Genomic DNA, 12,388 nt, shown 5'->3' on the forward strand with positions numbered 1-12,388 from the left:
GGTGGGAGTGGGGGTGGGAGTGGGGGTCGGGGTCGGGGTGGGAGTGGGGGTCGGGGTGGGCTCCGTCGACGTGTCGAACACCTCCCTGATCGGCTGGACGTTGGCCGCGTTGCCCGCGTGCGTCGCCGTGCCGAAGAGGTCCTCGAAGGTCCGCAGCAGGTGGTGGTGGTTGAAGGCCGTGGCGTACTTGCCGGTCTTGACCTTCGCGCCGTGGAAGACGGTGGCGATCTGGTTCGAGCCGAGGTAGTTGTCCTCGTCCCAAGTGAGCACCAGCAGACTGTTGTTGGCCTTCGCCCACTGCGCGTAGGCGTCGATGTTGTTCCGCGTCCAGGTGTCTCCGGTGTTCACCGAGCACGAGTGCATGTCGTTGCACTGGTTGGGGACCACGAAGGAGAGGTTCGGCAGCGCCGCGAAGTTGTTCTGCGGGAACTGCGTCCAGGTCTTCCCGGTGTTCAGCGGCACGTTCTTGAAGGCGAACCACGGGTTGTGCTTCTGCGCGTACTGGCCGTTCGTGCAGGCCGTGGACCCCTCGTTCGGCAGGTCCTCGTTGTACGTCGCGAAGGTCTTGCCCGCGGCGAGCAGCTCCTGGCCGAGGTTGGGCGCCGTCATCGACTGCGGGGTGTAGCAGCCGTCGCCCGTGATGCCCTGCGTGGCACCCGAGAAGAGGTTGAAGTAGTTCGGCTGGCTGGGGTGGGTCAGCGCCTTCATGCCGGTCAGGCTCGCGCCGCCGTTGGCCAGCTGGTTGACGTAGGGGGCGTTGGCGCTGCCGATGATCTCCCCGTACTGCTTGTTCTCGTACACGACGACCACCACGTGGTCGTAGGCCGGCAGCGCGGCCGCGGCCGCCGCCGCAGGGGCGGCCGAACCGCTCTCCGCCGCCTGGGAGTTGGCTACGGTGAAGGCGCCCAGCAGGCCGAGCGCGCCGAGCCCGGCCACGAGCGCCGACCAGCGGGCCCGGCGTCTCAGCTCGGCCCTGGGTGAGGGTGAGGGGGTGGGCATGGGTGTTTCCTCCCTGTCGTGGGTCCAGCGACCCGGTGTCATTCCTCGCGCCGCGCCGCACCGGCCACGGCGATGTTCAGGAAGCGCGGTACGGGCATCCCGCGGCCGCGGAAGTCCTCCGCGACCGCGGCCCGTACCGCCGTCAGTCGCGCCTCGGGCAGCAGCACCAGCACGCTCCGCCCCGGCCGCGGCCCGGGCGGCCACGCGCTCAGCGCACCGGCCCGCCGGGCGCAGGCCACGGCCCGGGCCAGCTCCCGCGGCCGGTCCGCGGCCTCGCCGCGCACGGCGACCAGCACCAGCCGGTCTCCCGACGCCGCCGGATCGAAGGTCACGTACCGCTGTCGCCGCCGGGGCTCCGGCCCCACCGGCAGGGCCCGGCCGGGCCGGGCGAAGAGCACCGCCCGGCGCAGCCCGTCGTCCCCGTCCGGCAGCGCGCCGGCCAGCAGCCCGGCCAGTTCCGCGCGGTCCGGCCGCGCACCCGCCGCCGTGTGCACGTCGGCCACCGCCAGCGCCACCGCGCACTCGGCGGGTTCCGACGTGGCCAGCCCGGCCGCCCCCGTGAGCGAGCCCTGCACGTGCAGGTCCGACCCGCCCCGGCCGTACCCGGCGCGGGCCAGCGCCCGCAGCACCGTGTACGGCCGCACGGCCCAGTCGGGGGCGGCGGGCGGCGGCCCGGACAGCGTCAGCGGCAGATCGCAGCTCTCCGCCGGGTGGGCGAGGGAGCTGAGCCGCACCAGGCCGTCGGAGCGCGGGGCCGCGGCGGCCGCCGTCGGCCAGCCGGCCGCCGCCACCAGCCCGGGGGAGCGCAGGTGGAAGGCGTACGGCGCGCTCCACACGGCGGCGGGCGGCCGTCCGTGCGCGGCCTCCAGTGCGTACGCGACGAGCCGGAACAGCGGATCGACGGTGGCCCGCCGAGCCAGGTCGCCTCCGGCGGGGCCGACTGGTTCCCCTGCGCCGGGGCCGACGCAATTCCCTCCGGCCCGGTCCGTGCCGGGCCCGGTGCCCGCGGCGCCCGCGGCGCCCGCGGTGTGCGGCCCCGGGGCTTCCGCGCGCTTCACGACACGTCCTTGCGGGCCAGCATCCGGTAGGCGTTGCCCCCGTCCGTGCGGTGGGCCGCCGCCGTGCGCAGGGCGTCGAGTACCGCCGCGCCCGCGAAGGCCGGCAGGGCGGCCAGCCGAACGGCGTGGGCGCGGGCCCGCCCGCCGGCCGTGGCCGGGGGACCCCACGGACGGTCCGGGTCCGGGGCCAGCCCGGTCGCCGCGAGCGCCACCGCGCCGAAGAAGTCGTTGCCCTGGTGGGCCGGTCCGTGTTCCTCGGCGAGGACGGTGAACCCCCGGTCGGCCAGCGCCTCGCGCAGGTTCGCGGCGGGCATCAGGTGCTGGTGCTGGGGCTGGAACCAGGGCAGCCACACCGGGCCGAGCAGCCGGGCCATCCGTGATTCCGGGTCGGGCAGCTCGATGGTCAGGAACCCGCCGGGGGCCAGCACGGCGGCCGCCGCGTCCAGTTCCGCGAGCGGATCCCGGGTGTGCTCCAGGTAGTGGTACATGCTGACCACCTCGTACTGGCCCGCGAGCTTCGACGCGAACTCCGGGAACTGCCCCTGGTATCCGGTCTCCACCCAGCCGCGGCGCTCCGCACCGCGGACCCCGTCGCCCATGTCCAGCCCGTCGAACCGGGTCCGCGGCCAGACGGCCCGCGCCGCGTTGCAGAAGTGCCCGTGCCCGGTGCCGACGTCGAGCCAGGACCCCGGATCGGCGTGGGGGAGGAGCATCTCGGCGCGCCCCCGGTAGGCGGCGCCCAGCCTTCCGAAGACCGCGCCCGCGCCCTCGCCGCCGCGTCCGTCGTAGAAGTCGCGGTAGTAGAACTCCAGCCCCTCCAGGGTCAGTCGGGGGTTCTGGAAGACGTGTCCGCACTCCCCGCACTGCTCCAGCGTGAACAGGCCGGGCTTGCCCTGGAGCAGGTCGGGCACCCGGACCCGGACGGCGAGGCGGCCGGAGCCGCACCACGGGCAGTCCGGGCGGCGCGGTTCGAGGAACCGCGCCGTACCCGAGGCCAGTTCGGCCTGGTAGGCGGCGGCCCGGGCGGTGTCCGGCGCGCGGTCCTCGCCCGCTCCACCCCGGCCGGCGGCCGCGGCCGTACGCAGGGCGGCGCCGAGGGAGCGCAGCGGCCGGGCCGCGGTGGCCCGGGCCAGACCGGCGGGCCGCAGCGGGGAGCCGGGGCCGCCCAGGACGAGGTACGGCTGGAGCCAGTACAGCCCGGCCGCGGCCGCCCCCCACCGGCCCTGGCGCAGCGCGGCGCCCGCCAGCAGCGCCAGCCCGCCGAGCTGCGCGGCGGCCAGCGCCCCCGGCGGCAGCCCCTGGGCCCGCAGCTCGGCGACCCGCGCGGGCCCCCCGGGCTCCGCGGGTCCGCCGCAGCTCAGGCCGGGGGCGATGGCCAGGCCCGTCGCGTCGGCGGCGTACTCCTTCAACCGGCGGGTCAGCGCGAGGAGCTCCGCCGGATCCGGGCGCGGCCCGACCGGATCCACCTCGGCCCGCGCCAGCACCTCCTCGGCGACGAGCACGGCGAAGCCGGCTCCGCGCCCCTCGCCGAGCCGGTCCCACCGGTACCGGGCGGGGTCGACCAGCCGCAGCAGCCCCAGGGCCCGCTCGGCGGGCAGGTCCGCGGGCAGCAGGTCCAGCACCCGCAGGCCCTCCGCTTCGGCGTGCGCGCAGGCGGCGAGGAAGGTGGCCGCGTCGGGCTCGACGCCGCGGGCGGTGAGCAGCCGCCACCCGGCGGGCCGCGGTACGTCGGCCGCCGCGGGCGGGGTCACCGGCAGCACCGGGATGGCCCGCAGCCGGCGCCCGGCGCGTACGGTGCCGGCGGCGAGCACGGCCAGTAACAGCGCGGAGGTCCACCGGACCCGGGAGATCGGGGGTGGCGTCATAGCAGCTTCTCCAACCGGTCGGCCGCGGCGGCAGCCCCGCCCGCCGCGGCGAATGAGGCCTGGATCCGCCGGGCGGCCCGGCGGGGGCCGGGATCGTCCAGCACGGCCGTGAGCGCGTCGCGCAGTTCCTCGGCCCGGGTCCTGCCGAACCGCACCCGGATTCCGGCTCCGGCCTCGACCACCTGCCGGGCCACGATCGGCTGGTCGTCCCGGATCGGGGCGACGACCAGCGGGAGCCCGTGTGCGAGGGCCTCGCAGACGGTGTTGTGACCGGCGTGGCAGACCACCGCGTCCAGGTGCGGCAGCAGTTCCAGCTGCGGGACGCTCTCCTGGAGCAGCACGTGGCCGGGCACCGGCCCGATCAGCGAGGAGGGCGCGGCCAGTACGAACTGGACGTCCGCGGCGAGCCGTTCGGCGGCTCCCAGCACCGCGCCGTAGAAGCGGGCCCCGGCCTCCTGGTTGAGGGTGCCCAGGGACACCAGCACCCGCCGGCGCGCCGGGTCCAGCCGCTGCCAGGGGAATCCGGGGGAGGCCGGCCGGGCCCCGAAGGCCGGCCCGACGTAGGCGTGGTGCGCCGGGAAGTCCCTGACCGTTCCCACGAGTTCGGGCGTGGAGAAGACCAGGACCAGCCGCTCCGAGAACCGCGGGTCCCAGCCCCCCGACTGCGTGGCCGCGTCACCGAACTCCGCGAGCAGGCCGGCGATCTGCCCGGCCACCCACTCCCCGACCTTCGGGAAGTCCGCGAAGGGCCTGGTCAGTTCGGCCGAGGTGCTGGCGGAGGTCGCCCACGGGACGTCGAGCCGCCGGGCGACCAGCGGCCCGGCCAGGGCCTGCTGGTCGGCGACCAGCACGTCCGGCCCGAAGGCGCGGACGGCCCGTTCCACGCCCGGCACCATCGCCCGGGCCAGCGGCACCAGCGCCTCCTCCCACAGGAACCGCAGCGCCCCCACCCCACGCAGGTCGCGCCAGCGCTCGTGCAGCGCCGCGTACCCGCCGCCCGACTCCTCGCCGGCCGGCAGGATCCGGGCCTGCGCCGGGAGCAGCCGGGTCAGCGCCGAGGCCGGCCCCGCCCAGGCGATCTCGTGTCCGCGGGCGGCCAGTTCGGCCCCGACGGCCACGGTCGGATTGACGTGCCCGGCCAGCGGGGGCACGGTGAACAGCACCTTCACAGGACCAGCGCTCCCGCCCGCGGCCGCGCCGCCGCCTGCGCTGCCGTCGCCGTCACGGTCGTCGCGGCCTGCGCGGCCGTCACGTCGAGATGGGCCAGCACGGAATCGCGCAACACCCCGCTGCTCTCCTTCAGCACGTCGTGCCCCAGGCCCGGCAGGATCCGCAGCGCGCCCCGCGGGGCGTGGCGGGCCAGCTCCCGGGCGCCCGGGACCAGTTCGGAGTGCTCGCCGCAGACGGTCAGCACCGGGCAGCGCAGCCGGGCGTAGTCGGCCGGGGTGAAGGTGCGGCTCGCGGCGATGTCGTCGATGAGCGAGGTGCGGTTGAGGAGGGCGTCGGCGATGGCCGTCAGGTTGGCGGCCTTGCGCAGGCGCAGGGTGAGCAGTTCGGCGGGGACCGGGCTGTCCTCCAGACTGAGCGCGGCCGCCGACAGGGTGTCGACCATGTTCTCCACCCACGCCCCGCCGAGCGGCGGTTCGAGGAGGGTGAGCCCGGCGACGAGGTCGGGCCGGGCCAGGGCGGCGTGCAGGGCGAGGGTCCCGCCGTAGCTGTTGCCGACCAGGTGGACCGGACGCTGTCCGAGGCCCAGCGCGCCGAGCAGCGCGAAGAGGTCCCGTACGGCGGTGCGGCTGTCGTAGCCCGAGGCCGGGCGCTCGGTCCGGCCGTGGCCGCGCAGGTCGTAGAGGACGACCTCGTGCCCGGCCCGGGCCACCGGCAGCGCCAGGGGGCAGTAGAAGGAGGAGAGGTTGTCGACGACCAGCCCGTGCAGGAAGACCACGACGGGGCGGTCCGGGGCGTCGGCTCCGTCGGCGGCCGGGAGCCGCTGGACGTGGAAGCGCAGGGAGTCGGCGAGGACGACGGCCATGGCGGGCTCAGCCGGCCGACGCGGGCGAGGTGCCCGCCGAGACCCGGGCCAGGGAGGTGTGCGTGATCCGGCCGATGTGGGTGACGAGCTCACCCACGGACATGGCCAGGATCGCGTCCATGTCCTTCTCCGCCAGGAAGCCCATCAGGTCCACCTCGGCGCCGTAGCGGTGGTGGAGCAGCTCGGCGAGGGCGACGAACTCGATGCTCTCCAGGGCGAGGTCCTCGTTGAACGTCGTCTTCATCGTGACCTCCTCCGCGAGGAGGTACTCGTCGCCGACGATCTCCACGAGCATGCCCGTGATCTCGGCGAGGATGTCAGTTGCCATGACGGTTCTCCGTGAGGTGGAAGGGGACGGGGGAGGGCGCGGTCGGGTGGGCGGTCCAGGCGACGACGTGGTCGGGCGGCGGGCCGGCGGGCGCGGCGGCCGACGGGAAGCCGCTGAGCGGAGTGCCGAGCCGGGTCGTGCGGACCGGGTACGGGTGACCGTCCGGGGACGTCACGAGCAGGCCGCCGGAATCCGGGTCGCCGGCCACCCGCCAGTCCCGCGGGCGGCCGCCCAGCCCGCTGCCTTCCGCCTTGGCGGCGGCCTCCTTGGCGCACCACAGGGCGGTCAGGGCGGCCGGCAGCCCCGTGCCGCCGCGGGCCGCCAGCCGTTCGGCGAGGCGGAGTTCGTCCGGCCCGAGGGCGATGCGGACCAGCGCGTCCGGGTCCGCGGTCACCGGCTCCACGTCGATGCCGACCGCCCGCGCCGGGTCGGCGAGGGCGACCGCGATCCGGTCCTTGTGGGCGATCGACAGCCGGTATCCCCGGGCCAGCGGGCCCTCGGCGAGCGGCCGGCCGGCCGCGTCGTTCCCGATGGGCACCTCCGCCGGGAACACCGGTCCGGCTCCGCCGTCCCACAGGAGCCCGCGCAGCGCGTCCTTGGCGGCGATCCGGCCCAGCAGCCAGGGCGCCCGGGCCCGCGGCGACAGCCGCTCGTAGACCGCCCGCTCGGCGGCGCCCAGGTAGCGGCGCATCACCAGCTCCTGCGAGGCGGGATCGGTCCAGCGGCGCCGGGCCAGGCACCAGCCCTCGGGCCGGGGCTCGCCGATCCCGCAGACCTCCGGGGTGAACTTCATCGGCCAGACCCGTTCGTCGGCGCCGAACCGGCGGTACGTCCACCCGTCGATCCGGGCCCACACCCCGCCGGACCCCCGGCGCAGTTCGAGGTCACCGCGCACGGTGACGTCGCGCACCTCGCGGATCCGGGCGGTCACGGTGACCAGCTCCCGCGGCGCCGGCGGCGGCCCGAAGAACCGGATGTGGTCCACGGTGGCCGGGAAGACCAGCCGGTCCACGGGGAGCCGCAGCTGCATCCAGTGCCCGAAGAGCTGCCCGGCGGCGTCGAGGAGCGCGCCCTGGTCGGGCAGGGCCCGCAGCACGCCGTGGATGCCGTCCGAGCCGACCGTGCGCACCTCGTGGACCCCGGCGAAGCGCGGCCCGTGGAACATCCAGCGGTCCCGGTAGAGGGCCGCGGCGCTGACGGGCGCGGGCCCGGGGTCGCGCAGCGGCGTGTCGTCGGGCGCGGGCGGCTCCCCGTACCGCTCGCCGAGCAGCACGACCACCGAGGCGTACTCCCCGAGCGTGACGTGCGACCGGCCGGGCCCGTCACCGCGCACGCGGACCTCGACGTCGACGGCCGGCTCGACGGCGAGCCACCGCAGGGCCCGTACGTCCTCGTAGCCGACGACGGCGAGACCCGGCGGGGCGTGCCGCAGGGCGGCGTCGGCGGCCAGTTCCAGCATGGTGGTCATGGGCACGACGGGGAACCGGTCGGAGTCCTCCGGCCAGCCGTCGGGCTGGAGGTACACGCAGTGGTCGCGTACGGAGGGCAGCGCGGCGAGCGAGAGCCGCAGGAGCTCCTTCCCCGCGGCCCTCCCCGAACCCGGACCACCGTGACCGGGTGGGTCCGCAGAGGCCGACCAGGCGTCGGTGACGGCCCGGGCGGCCGAGTCGGCGTCGGCCAGCACCGCGTCCAGGGCGGCCAGCAGCACCGGCCGGACCGCGCCCGCCGCCGGGCCGGCCGCCGGGGCCGGGCTCGCGTGGGCGGACGGCGCCGGGTCGGCAGCGGGGGCGGCGGCCGGGGTGAGCAGGCCGGTCAGCGAGGTGCGGGCCGCCTCGCCCAGGCGGACCAGCGGGGACCCGAGGTCCAGCGGCATGCGGCGGAGCCCCGGCCCGGCGGGTGCCGGCCGCCGCGCGGCCGGGCCGGGGCGAGGCGTCGGACCGGCCGCCGGGGCCGCCTCGGCCAGCAGCCCCCAGCGCGGTGCGTGCCCCTCGGCCCAGAGCGCCGCGCAGGTGCGGCCCAGCGCCGCGAGGCCGGCCAGGCGGGGGGAGGAGGTGGACACCGAGAGATGGGGACGCTCGCGCAGGGTGTCCTCGACGAAGCCCGGCAGACTGCCCGGCCCCAGCGTGACGAAGGTGCGCACGCCCTCGTCCTCGTACAGCCGCAGCGTCAACTCGCGGAAGCGGACCGGCTCCAGCAGATGCCGGACCACCAGCTCCCGCACCTCCCGAGGGGCGGACGGGAACGCCGAGCACGTCGTCGCCGACCACACCGGCAGGGAGCCGCCCCGCAGCGGCAGCCGGCCGAAGGCGGCGCGGACCTGGCCGAGGTACGGCTGCCACATGGGGGTGTGGAAGCCCGAACGGAACGGCAGCTCCTGGCCGAGCACCCCGTCGGAGCGCAACCGCTGCACCACCAAAGCCACTTGGTCCGGATCCCCGCAGACCACCGACTGGTGCGGGCAGTTGTCGTGGCTGACCACCACCGCGTCCAGGCCGTGCAGCGCCGCCTCGGCCCGCCGGGCACCGCAGCCCAGCGCCGCGTACACGAGGTCCGGCACCCGCAGGTCGTCCGGCCGCAGCGAATCGAGGAAGGTGTCGGCGGCCTCCTGCGGGTACATTCCGGCGGCCACCATCGCCGCCCACTCGCCCAGGCTGTGGCCCGCCAGCACATCGGCCTCGATGCCGAGCCCGGGCAGCACCCTGGCGAAGAAGCGGCCCGTCGCGATCGCGTCCAGGGCCCGTTCCACGAGGGTCGCGCCCCGGGTGAGCCGGGGCGGCTCCAGCGCGAGCCGGTCCGCCACGTCGTCGACCACGGGGGCGAACTCCGGCTCCAGGCCCGGGAACAGGAACGCCACCCGGCCGCCCAGCGGCTCCGGCGTGAACCACACGTCCCCGCGCCCCCGCCACGGCCGGCCCCGCGCCACCACCTTCGCGGCGAGCGCGAGCCGCTGCGGCGTCGGCCCGACCACCGCGACCCGGCAGGGACCGTCGCCGCCGGAGGCCGGGGAAGCGGATGCCGCCGAAGCGGACGCCAGCCGGGCCGACAGCTCCGCGGGGGTGTCCGCGCCGATCAGCAGTACGTCGGCCCGCGCGGCCGGCCCCAACGGCGCGGCCGCCGCCCCCAGCGGAAGGAACCGCCGCACCGGAAGCGGCGGGCGCGCGGCCGCCGGAGCCTCCTCCAGGACCACGTGCGCGTTGATCCCGCCGAACCCGAACGCGTTGACCCCGGCCCGGCGCGGCTCCGGCCCGCGCTCCCACGGCTCCGCCTCCGTCACCGGCCGCATCCGGGTCCGGGCCAGGTCCGCGTGCGGCTCCTCCAGGTGCAGCGTCGGCGGCAGCACCCCTTCGTGCACCGCGAGCGCCGCCTTGATCAGCCCCGCCATGCCAGAGGCCTGCATGGTGTGCCCGAGCATCGACTTCACCGAACCGAAGCCGATGCCGCGCCCGTTCCCGGGCTCGGGCGGGCCGAACACCTGCGCCAGGGTGTCCAGTTCGGCCGCGTCGCCGACCGGGGTGCCCGTCCCGTGCGCCTCCAGCAGGCCCAGCGCGCCCGGCGCCCGCGGGTCCAGCCCCGCCTCCCGCCAGGCCCGTTCCAGGGCCTGCACCTGGCCCGCGACCAGGGGGCTCATCAGGCTCGCCGCCCGGCCGTCCCCGGCCACGCCCGTCCCGCGGATCACCGCGTACACGCGGTCGCCGTCCCGCTGCGCGTCCGCCAGCCGCTTCAGCAGCACCACCCCGGTCCCCTCGGACAGCAGGGTCCCGTCGGCCCGGCGGTCGAAGGGCCGGATCCGCTCGCTCGGGCTCAGCGCCCGCAACTGCGTGAACACGCTCCACAGCGTGGCGATGTGGCAGTGGTGCACCGCCCCCGCGACCACCGCGTCGCAGCGGTCCGTGGCCAGCAGCCCCACCGCCTGGTCCACCGCCAGCAGGGAGGAGGCGCAGGCCGCGTCGAGGGTGTAGGCGGGGCCGCGGAAGTCCAGCCGGTTCGCGGTCCGGGCGGCCGTGAAGCTCGGCACCAGCCCGATCGAGGCGTCCGGCCGCTCCGGCCCCAGCGCGTCCTGGAAGGCCGAGCGCACCGCCGCGATCCGCCGCTCGCCCAGCTCCGGCGCCAGCTCCCGCAGGGTCTGCGCCAACTGGTGTGCCGTGCGCACCCGTTGGTCCAGACGTGCGGTGGCCACGCCCATGAAACCGCCGCGCCCCAGCACCACCCCGATCCGTGAACGGTCGGCCGGCAGCCGGTCCTCGCCGCCCGCGTCGGCGATCGCCTCGGCCGTCGCGTGCAGGGCCAGCATCTGATCCGGCTCGGCGCCCTCCACGGCGGCCGGCATGATCCCGAAACGGGTCGGGTCGAAGGCGGCGAGGCCGTCGACGAAGCCGCCCCTGCGGCAGTAGAAGCGGTCGCCGGCGGAGGGTCCGGCGGCGGGTTCCCCGGCGGCCGGGTCGTAGTACACCTCGGGGTCCCAGCGGCCCGGCGGTACCTCGCCGATGGAGTCCGTACCGGCGAGGAGGTTGCGGCGGTACGCGGCCAGGTCGGGGGCGCCCGGGAAGACCGCGCCCATGCCGACGATGGCGGCGTCGGTGGGGCGGGGGGCGGTGTCGTTGCGGCGGCTACTCACGGCCTCCGTCCTCCCGTGCCGTTTCCGCCTGTGCCGTCGCCGTCTGTGCCGTTTCCGTCTGTGCCGCTGCCATGAGGACCACCTGTACGTCGGTCCCGTGCGACAGTTCGGCCAGGAACGCGGCGGTGCCGGCCGCCGGATCGATCAGCGGGATGCCGCGCCGGGCGTACGCACGCTCCAGCTCGGGGGTGACCATCCCGCCCGCCTCCGCGGCCCAGGGGCCCCAGTCGACCGACAGCACCCGGCCCGGGAAGGACTCCGCCCAGGTGTGCGCGAGGCCGTCGAGGGCGTCGTTGGCCGCGGCGTAGTCGGTCTGGCCGCGGTTGCCGTAGACCCCGGCCACGCTCCCGAACAGGGCCAGGAAGCGGGGGGCGGGCGCCGGGCCGTGCTCGGCGGCCGCGGCGGCCAGGTGCCGGGCGCCGGACACCTTCGTGGTGAACACGTCCGTGAAGTCGGCCGGTTGCTTGTCGCCGAGCAGGCCGTCGCGCAGGACGCCGGCGCCGTGCACGATGCCGTCGAGCCGGCCGTGGCGCTCCCGTACGTCGGCCACGACGGCCCGGACGGCCCGTTCGTCGGTGACGTCCGCGCAGTGGTAGCGGACGGAGGCGGCCGCCGCGGCGAGCGCGGCCAGGGTGGCGCGCACCTCGCGCTCGGCAAGGATCCGCGAGGCCGCGGCCTCGATCTCGGCGGGCGTACGGAGCCCCGAGGCGATCAGGGCGGCGCGGAGGGCGACGCGGTCCTGGGCCTGGGCGAACTCGTCCGTGGCGGTGGCGGCTGGTTCGGGGGTGCGGCCCAGGAGTTCGATGTGGCATCCCGTGGTCCGGGCCAGGGCGAGGGCGGTGCGGGCGGTGATGCCGCGGGCTCCGCCGGTGAGCAGGACCACGGAGTCGGGGCCGAGGGGTTGCACCGTGCCGCCGGGCGGTGTGTCGCCGACGGCGGTGAGTGGGGCCGGGACCGGTGTGCGGGTGGTGCGGATGCCGTCGGGTGTGTAGCCGACGGACGAGTGGGGTGTGCCGCAGCCCAGTTCTGCCAGGAGTTGCGCGGCGATCTGCTCGGGAGCCTCCTTGGGGTGGACGTCCACCGCGCGGACGAGTGCGCCGGGGAATTCGAGGGCGGCGCTGCGGGCGAATCCGTGCAGGCCGGCGGCGGGGGTGCCGGGTGCGGTGACGAGCAGCAGCCGGTGCGTTCCGCCCGTCAGGGTGCGGCGCAGGGCCGGGAAGAGCTGGGGCAGGACGGGCTCCGAGCCGGTCCGCAGGGCGGTCAGGTCGACGATGCCGTCGAAGCCGGGCTCGGGTTCGGTGAGGGGGTGCGGCTCGGCGCCGTACGCCTGCAGTGCGGTGGAGAGCGCCCGCGCGAGGCCCTGGCCGTCGTCCACCACGCCGATCCGCAGGCCGTGGAGGGCTTCCGGGTCCGGGGCGGGGGCGGATAGGGGGGCGGGTGCCGTGTCCACTCGGAGGCGGGTGAGTGGCGGTGTGGGTGTGGGTGTGGGGG

At 76.6% G+C, this 12,388-nt stretch carries 8 protein-coding genes; all 8 read right to left on the reverse strand.

Annotated features, from left to right (window positions below):
- The coding region (locus IF88_RS49245) for an alkaline phosphatase family protein (RefSeq protein WP_051838316.1) at positions 1-999 on the reverse strand (999 nt) is incomplete at its 3' end.
- A gap of 38 nt (positions 1,000-1,037) precedes the next feature.
- Positions 1,038-2,057, reverse strand: coding sequence for a hypothetical protein (locus tag IF88_RS0138805; protein WP_078893423.1), 1,020 nt, complete (start codon positions 2,055-2,057; stop codon positions 1,038-1,040).
- The gene (locus IF88_RS0138810; protein WP_051838318.1) at positions 2,054-3,922 is read right to left on the reverse strand and encodes a class I SAM-dependent methyltransferase; all 1,869 of its coding nucleotides are present in this window, start codon (positions 3,920-3,922) and stop codon (positions 2,054-2,056) included. Before IF88_RS0138810 ends, IF88_RS0138805 begins: the two co-directional genes overlap by 4 nt.
- Positions 3,919-5,085 carry a glycosyltransferase gene (locus IF88_RS0138815; protein ID WP_030723947.1) on the reverse strand — a complete coding sequence of 389 codons (1,167 nt, stop codon included), beginning with the start codon at positions 5,083-5,085 and terminating at the stop codon, positions 3,919-3,921. Before IF88_RS0138815 ends, IF88_RS0138810 begins: the two co-directional genes overlap by 4 nt.
- Positions 5,086-5,087: 2 nt before the next feature.
- Complete coding sequence (locus tag IF88_RS0138820; protein ID WP_063754906.1) at positions 5,088-5,954, reverse strand: alpha/beta fold hydrolase; 867 nt, start codon at positions 5,952-5,954, stop codon at positions 5,088-5,090.
- Between the two features lie 7 nt (positions 5,955-5,961).
- Positions 5,962-6,282 carry a hypothetical protein gene (locus tag IF88_RS0138825; RefSeq protein ID WP_030723954.1) on the reverse strand — a complete coding sequence of 107 codons (321 nt, stop codon included), beginning with the start codon at positions 6,280-6,282 and terminating at the stop codon, positions 5,962-5,964.
- Positions 6,272-10,897, reverse strand: a complete 4,626-nt coding sequence (locus IF88_RS0138830; protein WP_051838320.1) for a type I polyketide synthase — start codon at positions 10,895-10,897, stop codon at positions 6,272-6,274. Before IF88_RS0138830 ends, IF88_RS0138825 begins: the two co-directional genes overlap by 11 nt.
- Positions 10,890-12,388, reverse strand: a 1,499-nt coding sequence (locus IF88_RS0138835) for an SDR family NAD(P)-dependent oxidoreductase (RefSeq protein WP_158754883.1), incomplete at its 5' end; no start/stop codon positions are given. The genes IF88_RS0138830 and IF88_RS0138835, both read right to left, overlap by 8 nt.

Source organism: Streptomyces sp. NRRL F-2580 (assembly GCF_000720115.1).
Lineage (GTDB): Bacteria > Actinomycetota > Actinomycetes > Streptomycetales > Streptomycetaceae > Streptomyces.